We start from the raw sequence: 21,340 nt of genomic DNA, 5'->3' as shown, positions 1-21,340 counted from the left end.
AATATGAACAGTTACAACAAATGGTCAGTGGTATCGTTGCTATTGTTGGCTTGTGCTTCTGCACAAGCGGCGAACACGATAGCTGACGCACGTGGTAATGGAATGGGGAATACTGGCGTAACAACGGCCGATTATCTGCTAGCCCCATTCTATAATCCTGCTTTGGTGGCCGTGTATCGGAATAATGACACGTTTGGCGTACTTTTCCCTGCGGTAGGTGGTGCGGCTAGAGACCCAGACAAAAGTCTAAAATCCATTGATGACCTGCAAGATAGCATCAAAGCGTTTGAAAATTCGGGTACACCCAATCAAAGTGATATTGATAAACTCAATCAGTATTTGGACCAGCTTGCCGATGACAAGCCTCTTGCTGCATCGGCGGGCATTGGTATGGCGATAGCAATTCCTCTCGATCTAGTTTCACTTAATATTTTTGCGCGTGGGCACGCAGAGGTGATTGCGCGTTCTGATATTGCGGCAAATACAGGCAGTAGCGGCACCGACGTTGAGAATCGTTATAAAAATTCAACCGTTGATCTGATTGCATTTGGTTACTCAGAATTTGGCCTAGCACTGGCCAAAATATACAACATTCGTGGCCAACAATTTTCATTTGGCATTACGCCAAAAATTCAACAATTAAGAACCTATAAGCAAAATGTTTCGGTAAAAGAATTCGATCTTGCTGATTATGACAAAAGCGAAACGAACGATAATGCCTTCAATCTTGATTTAGGGGCTGTGTGGTTAATTAACGATTTTCGAGTGGGTGTTGCGGTAAAGGATCTTTTTGCTCAAGAATTAAAAACCATTGATGGTTTAAGCTCATATGATTTGGATACGCAAGTCACAATCTCGGGTGGATATGTCACTGAGTTTTTCACTGCTGCAATCGATTTAGATGCAACAAAGCAGAGTCGCTTCCAAGACCAAAAAGATGATACACAATACCTACGCTTTGGCTTAGAAGGTAATGCTTGGGGATGGGCACAGCTTCGTGCGGGTTATGAAATCGATTTAGAAGATACTTTGGACAACGCCGTCACGTTTGGCATTGGCATCAGCCCCGGAGATCTTGTCAGTTTCGATCTTGCAGGAAACTATGCTGGAGATAATCAATTTGGCATTTCTGGAAATTTAGCTTTCACCTTTTAAGTATAGGAAAGCATTCTGATGCTTTTGTTTAGTAAATGAGCGGTTATGAGTGCAAGCCAGCTTTTTTAGTGGTTTGCACTATCATTTATGAGGAACATACTTAATAATCAAGATGATATACGGGCTACTTGTTTGATCCTTCATTGGGTAGTCCGAGAATATGATGAGTGCGAAATCAGCCATTGTGTGTCATTAAATCCAGAAGTTAGTGTAACGAGAATGCCATGAGAAAAATCCTGCTCCTTTCATTTGTATTCAGTGTCAGTTTGGCAGCCTCCACTCAGGCTGCAGCGCAAGTTTTAAATGGCTATTGGCGATATCAAGAGTTTTTAGATCTTAATCCTGCGCAACAGGCTCTTACCGACCAGATGATACAGGCAGTGCGTCAACCTCCTGCTTTACTCTCAATAGAGCAAGATAAACCTATTCATATTTCTGTTGTTTATCCCGGTCAACAAGTTTCCGATTATTGGGCGCGCAATATCAAAGCCTTTGAGATGCGTTTAGATGAACTTGGGATTAGATACCAAATTAACCAAGTCTTCACTCGTCCGAATGTCGATATTCGCCAACAAAGTTTATCGTTGATGGAAGCGATCAGAAATAAATCCGATTACTTGGTGTTTACGCTTGATACCATCCGCCACCGTAAATTTATCGAGCAGTTGTTAAGTTCAAATCAAACCAAAATTATTCTGCAAAATATCACTACGCCAGTAAAAAGTTGGGGAGATCGTCAGCCTTTTATGTACGTGGGGTTTGATCATGAAATTGGCACAATGAAACTGGTGGATTACTACAAAAAGTCGGCGCCAAAGAATAGTGCTTATTCCGTCCTCTATTATTCTGAAGGCTATGTTAGCGATGCTCGCGGTGATAGTTTTATCCAAGAAATGAGTCGAGACAGTAAATATCACTTGGCCTCTTCGTTTTATACAAAAGCGACACGAGATAGTGCATTTGATGCAACTTTGCGTATTCTTAAACAAACACCAGATATTAATTTTATTTACGCATGCTCTACTGATGTTGCTCTCGGTGCCATGGATGCGTTGCAGCAGCAAAATAGAGAAGATATTACGTTAAACGGCTGGGGCGGTGGTGAGGCTGAATTGGACGCGCTGCAAAATAGCACACTTGATGTGACTATCATGCGTGTCAATGATGACGCCGGTGTTGCTATGGCGGAAGCCATTAAGTGGGATCTTGAAGGAAAGCTGGTACCTACGGTTTACTCTGGTGATTTTGAATTGGTAACCAAAGAGGTCTCTTCAGCGTATATTGAAAAGCTCAAAAAACGAGCATTTCGTTACTCTGACCATTGATATATCGAGTCATTAATGAGTTTAAGGTCAAGCACCGTCAAGAAAAAACAAAAGATAGCTACCGTGATCACCAAATCAATGATTGCGGTGATTGGCGCATTGACGCTCAGCGTTTTATTTCAAAGTTATCAGATCAGTAGCAAAATCATTGCTCAAGAAGTGCAACGTACGGCTTCTCAAACCTCTAGTCTCATCCAGAACCTCTTTAACTTCCGTCTTTCATTACTGCAGATAAACCAAGATAGCAGCGCAAAAAATGCAGGTTTAGTTAAAGCAATTCGTAAGGGCGATAATGACAGCATTGATCAGTTCTTTTTTGGAGTTGACCAGCTAGAAGTAGCCAACACGCCTGACATTCGTTTCATTTCTGATTCTGACAGCCTGATGTGGGAAGATGGCAATGCTCAGTTTTATGGTATTGAACAAAACGAGCTGGTAAACATGTCTCGTAAAGTCGCGTTAAGTAATAACTGGCATATGATCAAATCTCCCTCTCAATTGGGCTATGCCTACCTAATGGTCAGACGTACTCCCGTTATTGACTCGCAGTCCGGAGAGGTGATTGGTTTTTTGCATCTTGCTACCGTACTTAACAACAATTACGTGCTGGCAGAAACATTACGTGAAGGGAGTAACTCAGAAAATCTCGTGATGACGACGGGTGAAAAGGTCTTAGCCTCAACAATTAATGGTGATGAGACCTACACGGAACGTGATGTTTTAGAAGATAATTTTGACGCCTATAGTTTTGCCGATTACATGGTAAGTCGTACCGCGTTAACCATAGAAGGCGTACCAATTTATATTAACGTCCTCAGTGTGCAGAGCAATGAGAACGTATTGCAATTACGTGAAAATTATTTTTTTTGGATGATTTTTGCCCTTTTTGCGATGGTGATAGTCTCTATTTTGACTCGTTGGTGGTTACAGCAGCGTGTCAAAAATGAAATCAGTAGCTTGATGAATTACACCCACAAAGCGGCAGAAGCTGGGAGTTATGAGCTTTTTTCTGGTTCTAAAATCTATGAATTTGATCACTTCGGCAGAACGCTAGAACACACATTTCAACGTTTATCTGAGCAAGAAAAACAATTTGAAGATCTGTTCAATTTTTCACTTTCGCCCATCATAGTATGGAGTATCGACGGTGATATCATCAAAATGAACCCATCAGCAAAGAAATATTTCATGCGTCGCAATGATCAACAGCAGTGCATTCTTGATGCATTAAAGCAAGAACTGCAGCCAAAGATACGCCTTGCGGTTGAACAAGAAACGTTCCGAGAGATAAACGTTGAAGTTGGCAACAAGGTTTTTCGCTGGAATTTATCCCCCATTATTTTTGAGCAGAGAATTGAGTCAATCATCACTCAAGGACAAGATATTACGACAATCGCTGAGGCGGCCAAACAGAGCCGACTCGCAAGGCAAGAAGCGGAAGAGTCGGCGCGTATTCGTGCTGAATTTCTTGCAAAAATGAGTCATGAGCTGAGAACACCATTGAATGGGATTTTAGGCGTTTCTCAATTACTTAAGCGTGAAATCAGTGACCATGAGCAACTTGAACAAGTGAATGTGTTATGCAGTAGTGGTGAACATTTATTGGCAGTGCTGAATGATATCCTTGATTTTTCAAAGATAGAGCAGGGACAGTTTAGAATTCAAGAGTCTGACTTTAAGCTGGTTGAGGTCATCTCTGCCGTGGAAAGTATCTATCGGCCATTATGTGCTGAAAAAGAGATTGAATTCAGCCTAAAGAGCAATATTCCGCCTGATATGATGATCCATAGCGATCAAGTTCGCCTGAACCAAATTCTGTTTAATTTATTAAATAATGCGACTAAGTTTACCCACCATGGGTTGATTAGCATTGAGTTCCAGCAAAAGAATAACCACCAATTGTTTATTTCGATTAGTGATACAGGTATCGGCATCAGAGAGCAAGATCTCGCGCTTATTTTTGAGCCTTTTACTCAAGTAGAATCAAACACTACACGAGAATACGGCGGTAGTGGCTTGGGGCTTGCGATTGTCAAAAGCTTAATTGAGATGCTTGGTGGTGCCGTAAACGTGAAAAGCCAATTTGGAGTAGGTACTACATTTTCTGTTGAACTCCCGCTGGTTGTCGTCAGTGACTGCGCTAAGGATATACCATCTTATGAGCGCGCGCCGCCACATGAAATGTTTGAAAAACCAATCAAAGTGTTGCTAGTCGAAGATAATCATACCAACGCTTTTATTGCTCAAGCATTTTGCAAAAAATACGGTATGGAAGTGACAAGAGTAGAGGATGGTCTACAGGCGATTGATTATTTGAAAGATCATCCAGTGGATCTTATCTTAATGGATAACCAACTGCCTTACTTAGGTGGGGTTGAAACAACCCACTTGATCAAACATGAGTTGATGATGGATGTACCTATTTATGCGTGCACGGCTGATGGTATGCAATCGACTAACGAAGCATTTATGGCCGCTGGGGCAGAGTATGTGATAGTTAAACCTATCAAAGAGAAAGTATTGCATGAGGCTTTTTGTCACTTCCAAAAACGGCAGAAATAAAGCACCGCGCAACGTTCTTATACGCTACCAGCCATAAAAGCGCGTTCTAATATTTCTTTTTTCAATGCTGCTGTCATTGCAATTGATTCAAGAAATTTAACGCCTACTAACATTCCTTTACCTTGTTGACGCACACTGACGATTTGGCAAACGAGATCTTGTGGTAGAAGTGGGGAGAGTGTGGACTTTATCTCAATAAACATATCTTTTTCTAAATGGTGCAAGCCAGGAATAAATAGCGCGCAGCCAGAAATAGAAAAGTCGATCAATTTCCCTTTAAATTGATGCTCTCCTTCATGCATAACGGCAGGCAAAGAGAGTTTATAGCGCTCGTGCTCACGGATTGGTTTGGTCACAAAGTGCTTAGGAAACTTGATAAACAGTAATCCGAACGGTTTAGAGATACTACGAATAATCGAGGTTTTGAACGCGAGTATATGACCTAATTCAGTGTCGCAAATTCCACGCAAAATGATTTGGATATTAACTATTTTTCGCATCACCAAGTCTTCACGAGCTTTAACAGGCATATCGATCAGTACGTATCTTTCACGTTTACATCCGACAATTGTCGTTGAAAAGCTGTAAGAATCCTCAGGTCCGAACTCAATAGTGGCGAGGATTTTCATGCATGGCTTAAGGAGTTTGATGAGATCGTCGCTGTTAGTATTCGGAATTGGCATTGAGTGGCATCGTCGTTACGGAAATATAGCTTTACTATACCCCGTGATTTTTACGTCACCTACTAAGAAAAAATAAAAAACTCTCAGAAGATCATGTTTCTAAGAGCTTTTCTCAATTTTAATTCTAGTGGCTACACCTTGTGTTAAGCACTGATGCGTTGACATTCACAAGTTGATGATTGGTCGATATAATCATTTAACTGATCAATTTGTTCAGTGTTAAATGTTAAGCCGAGTTTACTTCTGCGCCATAGGATATCTTCACATGAAGAAGCAAATTCATAATGTAAGAGATAATCGACTTCGCATTGATAGAGCCCAAACGCAAAATGTTTACCCAGATCAGCACTACTTTGCACATTATCGAGCATCACCGAAGCTCGGCTACCATAATTAGTGATCCAGCGGTTAATGGTCGCTTTATCAAGATCTGGAAAGCGCTGCTCAAGCTGCTGTTTGAGCTGTGCTGGGTAAAAGGCTTCTCCACCAGGCAGTGGTTTGTTTGCGGTCCAACTGTCAGACATTTGATTAAAAAATGGCTTTAATTGACCCATAGCAGATTCAGCTAACTTGCGATAAGTGGTTAACTTTCCACCAAAAATAGACAGTAGTGGCGCATTATCAGCTTGTTGATCCAATGAGAGTGTATAGTCCCGAGTAATGGCTTGTGGTGAGTCAGACTCGTCATCACACAGCGGGCGTACACCGCTGAAGTCAGCCAGAATATCATCTAATGTGACCTGATGGATAAAGTGCTTATTCACCACATCCAATAAGTACTGTTTTTCTTCGACGCTAATTTTCACTTGACGGGGATCACCTCGGTATTCGACATCGGTGGTGCCTATCATTGAATAGTGATCAAGATAGGGGATCACAAAGACGATCCGCTTATCTTCGTTTTGTAAAATATATGCCTGCTCTTCATCGTGAATTTTCGGCACGATAATATGTGATCCTTTGATAAGCCGGATACCGTAGGGAGAAGTAATTTCAATCTGCTCATCAATGAACTGTTTAACCCAAGGACCTGTTGCGTTGACAAGCGCGTGGCTGCGGCGAGTAAAACGAGTTTGTGTTTTTTCATCAAACAAAGTCACATGCCATAACTCGTCAACACGACGAGCTGATTCAACGCGGCAATAGTTTTTTACTTCGGAACCGAGTTCACGTGCTTGCATCGCATTCAGTATCACTAAACGAGCATCATCGACCCAGCAGTCTGAGTATTCGAAACCCATTTTCATCTCATTTCTAGTCACCACACCCGCGTTAAGGGCTATTTTTTTGCTAGCAGGTAGTGAGGTTCGTTTGCCTAAATGGTCATAAAGAAAAAGTCCGGCACGAATCATCCAAGCAGGTCTTAGAAAAGGGCGGTGTGGTAGACGAAATCGCATTGGTTTTGCAATGTGAGGCGCTTTGCGCAACAGTACTTCGCGTTCAGCCAATGACTCACCGACTAAACGAAATTCATAATGTTCTAGGTATCTCAACCCACCATGAATTAATTTTGAGCTCGCAGAAGAGGTAGCGCTAGCAAAGTCTTTTGCTTCATACAGGCCAACTTTCAGCCCGCGGCCAGCAGCATCTACGGCGATGCCTGCCCCATTGATACCGCCACCGACAACAATAATGTCGAGCACATTGTTTTCGGCTTCAATCGAGTTGCAAACAGAATGGTTGTTCATTGAGCGTACCTATTTCGTTTTTGTTCTGTAATGTTCGTATGAAACCATTTTTTAGTCGAAATAGTTAGTTTTTTGTTTTTTTATTTTGATCTCGATCATTATTTTCTAATGCATATGCTCACTTAACTAATAAAAAAGGCGCCACGTATTCACGTAGCGCCTTTTTTATTGTGAGAGGCAATACCTTAACGAGCAAGTTTGCGATGGGCGCGTGAAAAATGGCCAGCGCAGAACGCACCGACAATAGAAAGTTCACCAGCCAGACAGAGTGATGCTGCCACTTCGGCTAACGCTTGCGAATGACCAGTACCGTGCAGACCGAGAATATCCAAACATGCTTTTTGACTCGGTAACCCTGTACCGCCACCAACGGTCCCTAACATTAAATTGGGTAAGGTTACACTGGCGTACAAACCACCATTTTTGTCCACTTCCATGCGTGTCATACCAATTGCCGATTCAGCAACGCAAGCGGCGTCTTGCCCACAGGCAATATACAAAGCAGCGAGTGCATTAGCGTAATGCGCGTTAATGCCTATCGCGCCGCTTAATGCCCCACCAACAGTCGTCATTTGGCCAAATTGCATCATAGACTGTGGCGTCGTATGCAGATGTTTATGGATGAGTTCGGCAGATAAATGCACCTCGGCAGTCACTTTTTTTCCTCTCACACTACGCAGTGTTTGGCTAGTGGCTTTTTTATCACCCGATAGGTTGCCATCAAGGAATGCGTATTCAGGCTGCACAGGAGTATTCGCCAGAATGGTTTGGAACACGGCATTGGTGGCAATAGTGACCATGTTTTGCCCTGATGCATCGCCGGTTAAAAACTCAAACACGAGGTAGACATGGTTCCCTTCAATATTGACATTAATGTCTGACAGTTTTCCGTGTGCTGTCGTGTTTTCTGCAACTTGTTTAAAGTGGTCATATTGAGTCACTATCCACGCAACAAACTGCCCAGCTTCGATTAAGTTATAAAATGCAAAGCCTGGCGTGCGAGTAACGCCTTCATTTAACAACATGGCGCTTGCACCTCCTGCCGCAGTGAGCAGTTTTGCCCCACGATGATAAGAGGCAACCAAAGCGGCTTCGGTTGTCGCTAACGGGACGAGATAATCACCTTTGGCAAACAGTCCGTTGACTCGTAATGGCCCTGCGATCCCAACTGGAACTTTGACTGTGCCAATAAAATGCTCAATATTTTTGTGGTAGCTGAGCATATCTTGCTCTGTTGAGTCATCTAAAAGCGCACTTTTGTTCGTTCGCGTGTTAAGTACTTGCCAACGGCGTTCTACATTTTTTGCGGTTAAATACGGACTTGGTGTTAATTTGAGCGTTGGAGAAGTGAGTTTGGGTTGAAGTATTTGATCTAGCTGCTGGGCTGATATATCACCACCCAAAATAGAAACATAATCTCTTCGATGCAGGTTTAGCTTAGGCATAGCGAATCATGGTAAAGAATTTGCGGGCATTGTACTAACCATGCACATAAACACAATATTTGCTTGTGTTGCAAGTTGTGTGAAGAGTTAGGCTTGGATATCCAATATTGAACCCAGCATGTCTTGATCTCGTTGGATAATATTGGTGCCAATGCGGTTGTATTGTGTAGCTTGGTTCAATTTTAGTAGGCTATCAATTTCTTCAGGTTTTTCTTCAGCTTTAGCAACAACTTTATCAAACTCAACTTTATTAAAAGCAAGCGCTTTGTCCGCTTTATCGACAGGAGAGATGTCTTTTTCCATATTGAGCTCACGAGCCGCATCCTCAGCCATTTTATTTGACTGATTGATCAGTTGATAGCCAGAATGAACACCAGATATAGACATAAGCTTACCCTCGTCGATGTCTAAAGTTTAGGCTCCGTTTACTTTTTGCACAAGAAGAAATTCGTGACTAGGAAAAGAGGCTCGAAAGCACATTCAGCTCATCATCAGTGAGCAAATTATTCGATTCATTTTCCAAAGAGTGCTTTATCTCGCCTTGTAATAAACGCAGTTGTTGGGGTGTTAAATGCTGTAATTGTGATTTTAAAGACTCAAATTGATTATGCGTCATCGACTCATGCCTCAGTAAAAAATGCGCTGCCTTCTCACCGCGGTAAGTTTGATGTCCTTTCATGGCCTTACACCTGTAAGAAAATACTTAATCTGAGATTATTCTCGACGTGGCGATTTTTTGTCCGAAAAATGTCAAGTTATAACAAGAGAAAGGTGAGAGCCGCCCGAAATTGAGCTGCTCTCATTATTACGACAATTGCTAGTTTACACGGACGGCAAACTTACTGGCGAGAGAGTGAAGCTCAGGTAGCATGCGATAAATAAGGTGCAGTTGTTGTAAGACCATTCTTACCGAGCTTTCATCTTCTTCACGCCATTCGGCTAAGCGTTTCTCTAAGCCTGCGTCGTCAATGTCGCTGGTATCGCATTCATCACAATGTTCATAAAGTTGTTTGTGCAACACCTCTAAGTGTTGGTGGATCACTCGGTGAGTTTCAAGTACCAGTTGGTGCGTTGCTTCATCTTCGATGCGTGTCCGATGGGCCCCAAGAGCGGAGATATAGCTGAGCAGTGCATGGTTCAGTGTCAGAAAACGGAAACTTTCATCGATTGCCGCGCGATATTTACCCGGTTCTGCCAGCATATTACTGATCGCTGCGGTTAAATTTGCGTCTTGGTTGTGGGCATTGCGCCGTGAGATGCGATAGCTCAAGTTGTCTTTTTTGCCGATACGGTACTGACCAATAATCTGTCCCAAATAGGCTTTGTTGGCATCGATCGCATCCGCCATGACTTTATGTAATCGTTTTGATTGCCAGTCAGGGAGGATCAGCACTACCGCTGCGACGGCCAATGCGCAGCCAATCAGAGTATCGGCAAGCCGAGGCAGTACCACGGCGTAACCTTCACCCAATTGATTAAAGCAAAACAGCACTAAAAGAGTAATAAAGCCAGTCGCATAGCCGTAGTTGTTTAGTCTAAAGGCGAAAAACATCACACCTGATAGTACGATAAAGACCAATTGGCTTTCTGGCGATGGGAACAAGGTTAAGAGCAGCACGCCTAAAAACAGCCCCGATAACGTGCCAATGATTCGGGCCGTCAGTTTTTGCCGAGTGGCTGAGTAGTTTGGCTGACAAACAAACAGTGTCGTGAGTAAAATCCAATAGCCTCGTTCAATTCCAAAACCTTGGATGATTCCGTAACCGATAGTGAGTGCGATAGACATACGCAGCGCATGACGAAATAGCATGGAATCTTTATGCAGATTTGCCTTCACCCGTAACCACATGGCTTTAAGAGTGTGGGCTTCTGTATCATACAACATGCCCTCTTCGAGCTTGTTAGTATCAGGGTTGTTAACGTTATTGAGCTGCTTTTCTACTGTTGCTAAGTTATTGAAAAGATAACCTAATTGCGCTAGTGACACCCGCCAGTCAGGGCGTTGTTGTTCTTGTAGGTAGTTTAATGAGCTTTGCAATTCATCCAGAGCCATGATTGACTCAGAATGGTGCTGATAGCTTCGCCCTAACTGAATCGATTGGGCTATTTCACGGCAGGCTTTAGCCTGTGTTTCTAATAAATGTTTAAAGCGAAACAGCACATCTGAGCGGCCAAAGTGTTCGGCAAGTTCTTGATAGCGATAATGACTTGAATTGACACGTTCATGGATATCTTGTGCCATAAAATAGATGTTGAGAAATCGGTCACTGGCACCATCAATATGGCCTCTTTTTGAACGACTCAACAAAGTAGCTTTACATTGATTGAGTGCGGTAACCGTTGCCGCGTTTAAATTGGCTTCAGCAATTCGATATGGCTGAGGGACTAAGTTCGATACGGGATGGAAGAGATGGCTTTTGGACTCAAGATAATTGGCCAATTGCAAAAAAACATTCGCTAAGCTTTGCTGTACTGGTTGCATTGGCCAAAACATATGCCAAATCATCGACATGAAGTAATACCAAGCGGCACCCGTCAGGAGCAAAACGGGTTGAAACCACAAATTCACGCTTTGGTGTGCACCCAGCATGGTGTAGATGGCGATAAGTAAGGAGCCAAAGGCGATGCTGGCATAACGTGGGCCAATTGCGCCAAGAATGATAAAACCAAACGAGGAGATGAATAACCCAATCGCAAACAGTGGCGGGGTATGGAAAAGCAGTTCGATAGAAAATGCAGCGATAGCAAAGCAGATAAATGTCAGAGTGAGGGATTTTAACCGTCCACTGAAACTATCATCACTTTCAGCCAGTGCTGCGGCAATCACGCCAAGGATCAGTGGCGTAATCCAAGTATTGAGGTTGTAGTGCCACGCAGGAATGACCACACCTAATAGAGTGATCAAAATGAGAATGCTGTAATTGACAGTTTTATTCGCCCAATAAAGGCGAATTTTGCTAGAGAGCGGCACGATACTTCAACATCCAAAAAGAAAACCATAGTGTAGCAGAAGCGTTGATTAACACTCTGATCAAGATAAAGAAAAACGTCTACTTGATTACAAAATCAACAACAGTAATCTTGACATTAATTTTTCAATGCCCACTGTGATTGGTATATCATATTCACATTCTTATAAAAGAGCATAAAACCATGCAGCTGAGCGCAAATAAGCCTGCACAATTTCTCATTCAAGACGAATATAACCAAGTTGAACTTGACCAACAGCGTTTGATTATCTCCTCGGCTGTCAGCGAAGAGCGGATCCCGTTCACGGTTTGGAACGGTAAAGTCCGTGTTAAGCGTGGTTTGTTTTGGGGAGCATTGCAGTTTTTTGCGCATGAAGATGAAGGTGTTCAACAATCATGGTTGGTGCAAGGTTTGCCTTGGCCCGAGTGCCGACAGTTTGCCCATACGGCGGTAGCGGCTTATCAACAATGGCACAATCGTCAATGTGTGCAGTTAAGTCAGTATCTGCCTCGCTGGGAGCAAGAGCTCAATCGCTTGAAGCGTTTACCCTCTTTTTTGCCACACTCCTTATTAGATGTTTGGGCTTTGCAAGTGGAAGCTGATTTTTCGATGATGGACATGAAATTAGCCGAAGCACGTCAACGGCTACCTGATGCTATTGCTCAGCTCTCGCCTTGGCTTACGGATCGCTCGGCGTCCCTTGCCCAGCGAAATCAACACTGGCTTGAATTGGAACGTCAAAACTGGGAAGTCTTATTCTCTCAAGTTGAAAGTTCTCCACTTAATTTGTCGCAGCAACACGCAGTGCTACTCAATGATGATCACAACCTCATCCTAGCGGGTGCAGGTTCGGGCAAAACCAGCGTTTTGACGGCGCGTGTTGCGTATCTACTCCAAAGTCACCTTGCACAGGCCCACGAAATTCTACTGGTGGCTTTTGGTCGCGATGCGTCGAAAGAGATGGAACAGCGATTAGATAGCAAAATCGGCATGGCGGCGGAACACGTTCGCGTTAATACCTTCCATCAGTTAGGGCTGAAAATTTTAAACGAGGTCGAAGGGCGAGAAGCGATCATTTCGCCAGTGGCTCTAGACAGTAACTTAAAGTTGGCATGGTGTATTGATTGGTTGAAGAAACATTGGATGACGCCGACCAATTTTAAGCGTTGGCAGAAGCATTTGTCTAAATGGCCAATTGCTTATTTAGCTGGTGATGATGAACTGGGTAGCCATGTTGAAAACCCCAAGCTGATTGCATGGTTGGAAAAGCAACTTGAACAACTGGCTATGCTTGGTCTTGGGAAAAAGGAGCTGCAACAACGTTTGATTGACCATCCAGACTATTCAAGGCTGAACAGTGAGCTCTCTTTGTGCTGGCCATGTTACCAAGCTTGGTTACAAATGCTCAAAGAGCAAAATCAAATCGATTTTAATATGATGATCAGCCGCGCAACGGAATACGTTGAAAAGGGTAAATTTAAATCGAATTGGAAATTCATCATGATCGATGAATACCAAGATATTTCACCACAGCGATTGGCGTTGATCCAATCTTTATGTGAGCAGCAGCCAGGAGCGTGTAACTTGTTTGCAGTGGGTGATGATTGGCAGTCAATCTATCAATTTGCTGGTTCTGACGTGGATCTTACGACTGGGTTTAGTGAACGCTTCCCACACTCGACGGTTCATTATCTGGATACGACTTATCGTTTTAATGATCAGTTGGGTGCGGTAGCTAACCAGTTTATTCAAGCTAATCCGAATCAGTTACCAAAAACACTTAACAGCTTCAAGCAGCAAAAACAAAAATCAGTTTTTATTGCACCAAGCAACAACATTGAAAAGATCTTGGATCAACTCAATCGCCAAGCGAATAGTACGCAATCTGTGCTATTGCTTGGACGAAACCATTATCATAAACCAGAGCTGCTTAACGACTGGAAAAAGCATTACCGCTCACTCAATATAGAATTTATGACTTGTCACGCCAGTAAAGGTAAAGAAGCCGATTTTGTGATTGTGCTCGGTGTTGATGAGGGGCAGTTTCCGGCTCGAGTGAAAGCGCTGCATATCGATAGTGCATTGAGCCAATCGAATGATGATTTCCCCTACGCCGAAGAGCGCCGTTTATTCTACGTTGCAATGACCCGCGCTAAAGAGAAAGTGTGGATCACGCACTCGGGCAGTGGCTCGGTTTTTGTTCGCGAATTGCTATCAGGGGATTACCCAGTGGTGAAGCAGAAATAACGCATCCTTTGAAAGGGGATGCGTTCACGCAGGCGATCAAGTTGTCTTATGTGGTGATTTGGATTTTGACTGTGTGTCTCTGTGCGTATGTAAAGGTTATAGGTTACATGCGTTCAGCTAGATAAGCTTGGTAATCAGGGATCTCGATATCGACCTCTTGCTCTATCAACTGTGAAGAGAACAAAAATTTAGCACTGGCGCGGTTTGTGGCAACTGGAATGTTCCAAACGCTGGCAATTCGTAGCAGAGCTTTTACATCGGGATCATGCGGTACGGCATTGAGTGGGTCCCAGAAGAAGATCAATACATCAATTTTACCTTCAGAAATCAACGCACCAATTTGTTGGTCGCCGCCCATCGGACCACTGATCATGCTTTTTATAGCAAGGCCAGTCTCTTTGCTGAGCATGTTGCCAGTGGTTCCTGTCGCGTATAAAAAATGGCGCTGTAGTTTTTCTTTATTTTCTTTTACCCAGCGAAGTAGTTCCGGTTTGCAGTTGTCGTGAGCGACGAGAGCGACATGCTTATGCGCAGGCATAGTCCGAGTCGTTGTTTGCATTGAAGAGTCCCTATGATTCAAATCAGTATGTTAAATAGCGAAATCGCCACTTTTATTCAATCTCTTTTACGCTAAAAGTCGGCCTATATTCAGATGGAGATAACGAATCTGCAATTATCTGCGGATTGAGTGACATAGGCGTTAAGGATTCGATAATCGGTGCGGCTTTTTTTTCATAAGGTTGCTGATTGAAAAAAGCCGCAGCTTGTTGAATGGAAAGCCTGCCTTGCTCGACCATTTTATCCGTTGGCGCAAATTCGACTCGGCCACGCAGCAGCCCGCGGTAGACGCCATGACTTAAATAGGTTGCCACCAAACCGATGTGGTTTGTCATCCCTGAGGTTCTCAATTCGCTGATCGCCGCTTCAATCGCGACGGCGCTGCCCACAATATAGCGAAGGTCAGCTCGCTCCAGCGCTTGTTGTACTAAATTACGCTGCAGTTCTTTATCATTATCTGCCCATAGGCTTTCCACTACGTTGATATCGCTGTCTTGTATTGCGCGATAAAAACCTTGGCTAACGGGTTGAGTACCACCACTGGTTTTCGGGCCAAGTAGCAAGGCTATATTGGTTTTCCCACTGCCTTGTGGGTGCTTATCAGCAAGATATTTTCCCGCGTAGTATCCCATCCAATACCAATCGACACCCACTTGACCTTGTAGCCGTGCAGCCTGCTGCTGATTGAGAATGAGCTGATTAACCGTTGCAAACACAGGCGTAGAAGCGACGTATGTGCTTAAGTCTGTCGTGTAAAGATCCGGTGCCACAGTACCGAGAATAATCGCATCAGCGCCCCAACGAACGCACAATGAAAGCTGTTCTTTTTGTCGTTCATGATTAGGATAACCACCCGATTCTAACACGCGTAAATTCAACTTCTGTTTTCTCGCCTCGTCAACCATTCCATAGTTGACTGATAACCAATAGGAATCTTTGAGGTGAGGGTATAAAGCGCAGACTTTCTTATGGGGTTCGGCGAATGTTGTGTTGCTAACCAAGCTTAAAATCAGCAGTAAAAGCGTTGGGGAAATAAGGTTTAAGATCAATTGCATTCGCTATTCGTTGGCATAACGTGAGTAAACACTGCAAAATATAGCCCATTCCGTGTTGCTTAAGAAGTAATGTTTGAGGTTGGGTGCCATGTTGTTAGCCAAAGCCAGTATTGGCCGAAAATTAATGTTGTCCTTTTCGGTAATGGCCCTGCTCGTTTTGTTATCGGCGTTGATAGGTGTGTTTGGTTTTTCGCTGGTGGCTAAAACCGAACGTAATGTGGTGAATTCTGCCATTCCTTCGATGCTGGAAGCGCGTCAAGTGTCGGAGTTAAGCACACGAATCATTACGTCTGTGCAAATGTTAACCAACTCAAAAACAGAGCAAGAGCGCCAGCAGTATGGCAAAGCGCTTTTCGATCAGCTCCAATCTTTGCTTAATCACATCAAGCAGTTGGGTGCCGATTCCTTTGATTCAGAACTGCTGACACGCCTAGAAAATGATGTTCAAAGCGTTATCGATACACTGGCTCAGCTTGGTATTACGGTTGAGCGTAAGTTGTATCTGGCACATGACTTAAGTGTTCGAGTGGAAGAGATGCGACAACTGGCGCTGCAATTGGAAGAGCTGACGCGCACTCAAGTGCTCAATACCAGTACCATCGCAGTGGCGAATGTGACGCATATTTATGACTTGTTACAAGCCGATAAAACGTCACAAGCGTACAAAGCGTTAGACGCTTTAGTGGAAGTAGACCTCGATCTTTCAGAGCGCTTGCATGAGCTTCATTTGCTGGCGTTCAAAATGCTCAGCCACATCGAAGAGACACGCACGGTTACCGATGTTGAGCGAATCCAACAAATCCAAACAGAGTTTTTGCATAACCTCACCATCATGCAGCGCAGAGTACGCGCGGTAGAAGACCCGACGCGTTCGAAGCAAATGACAGAGCTGCTTAGTGAGTTAGAAAAGCGCAAAGTGGTTTTTAGTGTTTTGCAGCAACGTTATGATAACGAACAGGTCGCGAAATCGCTCACACAAAACACCTTAGTACAGTTTTCAGATCTCAATACTACCGTCAGCCGCTTAGTGGATGACTCCAATCGTACAACGACTCACGCTGTTGCGCAGCTCTCTACAACCTTGAACATGGCACAGTATACATTGACCTTATTAACCTTGGTTGGCCTTCTCATTGCAGCTTTCATTATGTGGAAGGTCGTCTATCTGTCGGTGGTAAAACGTTTAGCCGAATATTCATCGGCACTGTTATCCATCGCAAAAGGGCAACTGCAGGTGGAAGTAGCAGTTCAAGGAGAGGATGAACTGGCGCAAATGGGGCAGGCGATCATCACGGCTCGCAATACCGCGCAGTCTCTTAAAGTGGTGGCGGAAAGTGAAGCGCAGGCGAGAGAGGCGTTACAAGAACACAAAGAGCACTTAGAGGAAGTGGTTACCGAGCGAACAGAACAATTACAACACACCAATGAGAAACTCAATATGGAAGTGTTGAATCATGCCAAAGCTCGCAACTTAGCCGAGCAAGCCAACCGCGCTAAATCGGCATTTTTGGCTACCATGAGCCATGAAATTCGCACACCAATGAATGGCGTATTAGGCACGGCTCGTTTATTACAAGAGATGCCATTAACCGTTCAACAGCGCCAGTATGTGGACGTGATTAACCGCAGCGGCCACACCTTGTTGTCCATTTTGAATGATGTGCTGGATTATTCAAAAATTGAGGCCGGACACTTAGAAATTCGCAATGCCAACTTTAATTTGCATCAAATGGTGGACGATGTTTACCAACTGATGAAAGGACGTGCTGAAGAAAAGTCGCTTGAATTTACCAAGCAGATTGAACTGGATGTTGCTCCTTTTTGGGTGGGTGATATGACTCGCTTAGGTCAAGTGCTGACTAACCTTGTGGGTAATGCCATCAAATTTACCGATCAAGGTTATGTGGATATTTATGTCAGTCTTGATGCTGAAATGCCTAATCAAGTGACATTTGAAGTGTCGGATTCCGGTGTTGGAGTCAGTGAACAGGATCAAATCAGGCTGTTTGATGCGTTTACTCAAGCTTCCAGTGAGCAAAGTTACAAGGGTGGTACTGGGCTTGGTTTGGCTATCAGCAAACGGCTTGTTGAAGCCATGGGCGGCGAGCTTAAGCTTGAATCAGATTTAGGCAAAGGAAGCCGTTTTGAGTTTACTGTTCCTTTACAGCGAGGAGAGGCAGTGAATGAAGTGGTTAAAAGGCCGATAGCCGCGACGCGAGAGGCCAACATCTTGCTGGTAGAGGATAACCCTGTTAACTGCATGGTTGCTGAAGGGTTTTTGACCAGTCTCGGCCATAATGTGCTCACCGCGAAAACAGGCGCTGAAGCTCGGGTTCTGTTTAGTGAACACAGGTTTGATATCGCACTGCTCGATATTAATCTACCTGACATTAATGGTGTTGAGCTGTTGGCGCCGCTCAAACTTATCGAACGTGAACAGTATTCGCATCTACGCCCCACACCGATGATTGCTATTTCGGCTCATGTGTTTAATGAAGAGGTGGAAAGCTATTTAGCGGCTGGTTTTGATGGCTATTTGCCCAAACCTTTAGTCAAAGAAGATCTTGCACAACTTGTCCAGCAACGTATTGAACACAATACCTTACCCGTTGAGTTGATTGTGCCTACGCACGTAACCTCGGATAGCCAAAAATCCGCTCGTCCGATTATGGACGAGCGGATCCTACTCGCGGATATTGAAGTGCTAGGGCGTGACAAGATGAATGAAATCATTGAGCTGTTCGCAGATTGCACGCATGAATACCTACACGAGTTTCGTCAATCGAGGGAACAGGCTCAGGTCGTTAAGTCGTTAGCACACCAATTGAAAGGTTCAGCTGGCAGCTTAGGTTTGCATGCCTTGTTTGATCTGTGTTTAGTCATTGAGAAAAGTGCTGACTCTGCGCAAACTTATCAAGAGCTACAAGCGGAATTAGAAGCCTTAGCTGCTCAATCCATTCATTCACTCAGGTTACTGTTTATACCCAAACAACTTGGAGTTGCAGGTAGGCGGCAAGTGAGTGAGTCCCCATGAGCATAGGCAAACTATGTGATTGGGGTGAACGAACGTAGCCAACACCGCTGCAGCTTCAAGTAGGAAGGGTATATATAAATAATTGGCTGTTGGCATCTATATAAAAACAGCTATACAAGGTGGTTTAGGGATGATAATAAGAAGCCTGCGGAAAATGCAGGCTTCTTATTACCTTAGTAAAAATCATTAATATTTAGAACAATTTTCAACACGCCAAGGTGTTGTTATAAAGCTACCACTAAGTTTTATTTTTACGGCATTAATAGCATTCAAGTTACCCATTTCGTCAGGGTTTTTTAATTTAATAGTCCAGTTGGTAAATAATGTTGGTTCGAATAAATACACACCAAAATCTTCGCTTAACTCACCGTTCACTTCTTCTGTAAGAACCGATCCTTCTTTGACATAAGTGTAAAAACGATTTGAGCCATTAGCACTGAATTTATAAGTTGATTTGTTGAAAAAATCAGTAAACCCGCCAGGATGAGATATTTGAAATTCATATCGTCCATCAGGAAGATTATCTCCTAAAAGTTGGATTCCCATTCTTGTCAAACGTACTCTTTCTTTACCTTGAAATAAGCATTGAGCAAATGTATTATGGTTATCTTCATCAATTTTAAATGAAAAAGAACCAGTTGACTTTAATTCATTTAGCAACGCTTCATCATCCAAAATAAAGCTATTGTCAAATGACTGTGGAGGGTTAGAGGCAAATGAACCAATAGCATTGATAAGGTCGGTATTCATTCTCATTAGGTCTTGGTTATACTCAATATATGAGCCATTAACCTTAGGTGAAACAGTGCTATCCTGAAATGTATAATATCTAAATGCAGCGTTATAGTTCAGTTGTGCTGCGTATAGTGGTCTCTTAAACGAGTTATAAACTCTAAATAAATATTGCTCGACAAGTTTAAGGTCATCCTCGGTACTTTCTATGCTATCCAAAATACCTTCTATGCGTTGTATATCTTCAGTTATTACCTTTTTCTCTAATTCTAAATCAGCTACCCTTGCTATCATCTGCACTAGAGATAACTGCGTAGAACTTATAGATGAACCCCATATCATTAAGGTTCCTAACTGAGCATGATAGGCATGTGCACCGAGGATATTCTGACCCTTAGCAATTTCCAAATTTGCATCAATATCACCTGAAGCAAGTGTCCAAGTAAGTGAGGTTGCTTCTATATCAGGGATTGAAAAAGTTAATTTATCTAACTCTGCATGTAAGTCATAATCAAAAATTCCATCCCTAATATATTGAAGAAGTCTAGTAAAGGCATCGGTCAACTCCTGTAAATTTTTCATCGTATGTGCAATCTTTTTTAGATTATTAGCATCAAAGACGGAATCACTGACTTGATTTGCCATATCAGCGGCATTTTCGGCCACTTGTCCTATATCACCCAGATATGCAGATATAATGCTACTCCCTAATTCCGCCACTATACTGAGACAATTAAAGACCATTTCAAACCCTTGTTGAACTTGCCATTTAATCAATCCCTCTTTGAATTTACTTTCAGCCTCTTCGACTATACTCAACTGCTTCTTGAAAGAGTCTATTCGTTCATTAATGATTGTCGTATATTGTTCGATTGTAGAATTCTGGTTATCTATAATTCCTTGCTGTGCAGTCAATGCACTTTTTAAATGTTCGAGCATTAGTGTTGCACTTTCTTTTCTTTTTTCCAGATCCAGTTGCTGATTATCGAAATTATTATACTCAAGCTGATATGCACTCATAGCGCTGAGAATCGTTTGATAAGAATCTGAATAAACATTATGTTTTAGTTCAGGAATATAGTTGGCAGATCTATTGTTGGATTCATAGAAAGAGTGCAGGATTTTTATTGAATTATATAAGTCTGAAAAATCAGGATTATCTTCTAGTAAATTCTTTGATTTCATTAATAAGCGACTATACCAATCTAGAATACTAATACTTAGCTCAGGTTTTTGATCGTAAACTGATGATGCTAAATCAAATGCTTGATCAAAAATAAAGGTCTTTCTCTCTGGCAAACTGTCTATAAAACCAGTGATATCCAATTCATCACTTTGCACTATATTGGCGTTGCCATTTATATTGTAATACCTAAAGAAGCTACCATTATCTACATTTATAGTAGTAGCTGATGATGAATCTATGATGGTGATTTTTGATTCTGGACTAACACTACCAGAAAAAATTGTAAATGATGTTACACCATCATCTTTAATACTCATTGTGAATGTTCTATTACCTTGAATACTTCTTGCGATGATTTGTACTTGTTTACCTGTGATATTATCAAGCATATCATTATCAAGCTCTAGTACATCTGCAATAATTACAATTCGTTTAGCCTCTAATTGATTGTTAAATGCGTCGTTAATATCACTGGCGGTCATATGCATCTTTTGGATAACATATTGAGTTTCCGATGAAGATACGACATTATCATTGTAGTAATGAGGAAAGTGTTCTGGTTCGACAACATTATAGTAATCAGTCCACTGATTTGAATATGTGTTGGTGCTTATTATTAGCATAGATGTAAAAATGATATTTTTCTTGAATTTCATTTCAATACTCTTCTGTGAATTTGAGAATGTGCGATGAATAAATT

At 42.7% G+C, this 21,340-nt stretch carries 14 protein-coding genes; 5 read left to right on the top strand and 9 right to left on the bottom strand.

Annotated features, from left to right (window positions below):
• The first annotated feature begins 3 nt into the window (after positions 1 to 3).
• The 3 genes from AACT18_RS07810 (at position 4) to luxQ (ending at position 5,042) form a co-directional block, all read left to right on the top strand.
• Positions 4 to 1,155 carry a conjugal transfer protein TraF gene (locus tag AACT18_RS07810; protein WP_017046397.1) on the top strand — a complete coding sequence of 384 codons (1,152 nt, stop codon included), beginning with the start codon at positions 4 to 6 and terminating at the stop codon, positions 1,153 to 1,155.
• A gap of 224 nt (positions 1,156 to 1,379) precedes the next feature.
• Entirely contained in the window at positions 1,380 to 2,480 is a 1,101-nt protein-coding gene (locus AACT18_RS07805) for an autoinducer 2-binding periplasmic protein LuxP (protein WP_094124981.1), read from the top strand.
• A 15-nt stretch (positions 2,481 to 2,495) separates the two neighbouring features.
• Entirely contained in the window at positions 2,496 to 5,042 is a 2,547-nt protein-coding gene (gene luxQ, locus AACT18_RS07800; RefSeq protein WP_094144278.1) for a quorum-sensing autoinducer 2 sensor kinase/phosphatase LuxQ, read from the top strand.
• Between the two features lie 17 nt (positions 5,043 to 5,059).
• On the opposite strand, the gene AACT18_RS07795 is transcribed toward luxQ, so the two are convergent.
• The 6 genes from AACT18_RS07795 to yccS form a co-directional block, all read right to left on the bottom strand.
• On the bottom strand, positions 5,060 to 5,725 hold the full coding sequence (locus tag AACT18_RS07795; RefSeq protein ID WP_176428329.1) for a PilZ domain-containing protein: 666 nt from the start codon (positions 5,723 to 5,725) through the stop codon (positions 5,060 to 5,062).
• Between the two features lie 143 nt (positions 5,726 to 5,868).
• On the bottom strand, positions 5,869 to 7,413 hold the full coding sequence (glpD, locus tag AACT18_RS07790) for a glycerol-3-phosphate dehydrogenase (protein ID WP_094143421.1): 1,545 nt from the start codon (positions 7,411 to 7,413) through the stop codon (positions 5,869 to 5,871).
• Positions 7,414 to 7,598: 185 nt separating this feature from the next.
• Positions 7,599 to 8,858, bottom strand: a complete 1,260-nt coding sequence (locus AACT18_RS07785) for a hydroxymethylglutaryl-CoA reductase (protein ID WP_094125068.1) — start codon at positions 8,856 to 8,858, stop codon at positions 7,599 to 7,601.
• A gap of 87 nt (positions 8,859 to 8,945) precedes the next feature.
• Complete coding sequence (locus tag AACT18_RS07780; protein ID WP_013867906.1) at positions 8,946 to 9,245, bottom strand: hypothetical protein; 300 nt, start codon at positions 9,243 to 9,245, stop codon at positions 8,946 to 8,948.
• 67 nt (positions 9,246 to 9,312) lie between these two features.
• Complete coding sequence (locus AACT18_RS07775) at positions 9,313 to 9,537, bottom strand: hypothetical protein (RefSeq protein ID WP_013867905.1); 225 nt, start codon at positions 9,535 to 9,537, stop codon at positions 9,313 to 9,315.
• A gap of 138 nt (positions 9,538 to 9,675) precedes the next feature.
• On the bottom strand, positions 9,676 to 11,829 hold the full coding sequence (gene yccS / locus AACT18_RS07770; RefSeq protein ID WP_094125069.1) for a YccS family putative transporter: 2,154 nt from the start codon (positions 11,827 to 11,829) through the stop codon (positions 9,676 to 9,678).
• 182 nt (positions 11,830 to 12,011) lie between these two features.
• Here yccS and helD point away from each other — a divergent pair, with 182 nt between their 5' ends.
• On the top strand, positions 12,012 to 14,075 hold the full coding sequence (helD, locus tag AACT18_RS07765; protein ID WP_161439636.1) for a DNA helicase IV: 2,064 nt from the start codon (positions 12,012 to 12,014) through the stop codon (positions 14,073 to 14,075).
• A gap of 103 nt (positions 14,076 to 14,178) precedes the next feature.
• On the opposite strand, the gene AACT18_RS07760 is transcribed toward helD, so the two are convergent.
• A complete protein-coding gene (locus AACT18_RS07760; RefSeq protein ID WP_026027464.1) occupies positions 14,179 to 14,634 on the bottom strand; it encodes a methylglyoxal synthase in 456 nt (151 codons plus the stop codon).
• Positions 14,635 to 14,686: 52 nt separating this feature from the next.
• On the bottom strand, positions 14,687 to 15,688 hold the full coding sequence (torT, locus tag AACT18_RS07755) for a TMAO reductase system periplasmic protein TorT (protein ID WP_088729656.1): 1,002 nt from the start codon (positions 15,686 to 15,688) through the stop codon (positions 14,687 to 14,689).
• An 88-nt stretch (positions 15,689 to 15,776) separates the two neighbouring features.
• Here torT and torS point away from each other — a divergent pair, with 88 nt between their 5' ends.
• Complete coding sequence (gene torS / locus AACT18_RS07750) at positions 15,777 to 18,722, top strand: TMAO reductase system sensor histidine kinase/response regulator TorS (RefSeq protein WP_337247159.1); 2,946 nt, start codon at positions 15,777 to 15,779, stop codon at positions 18,720 to 18,722.
• Positions 18,723 to 18,908: 186 nt separating this feature from the next.
• On the opposite strand, the gene AACT18_RS07745 is transcribed toward torS, so the two are convergent.
• Complete coding sequence (locus AACT18_RS07745; protein ID WP_094144277.1) at positions 18,909 to 21,296, bottom strand: hypothetical protein; 2,388 nt, start codon at positions 21,294 to 21,296, stop codon at positions 18,909 to 18,911.
• Between the last annotated feature and the right edge of the window lie 44 nt (positions 21,297 to 21,340).

This window comes from Vibrio sp. V04_P4A5T148 (assembly GCF_963875605.1).
Lineage (GTDB): Bacteria > Pseudomonadota > Gammaproteobacteria > Enterobacterales > Vibrionaceae > Vibrio > Vibrio anguillarum.
The sequence above is the reverse complement of the archived record's forward strand: the minus strand, read 5'-3'. Positions and strand labels throughout refer to the sequence as shown.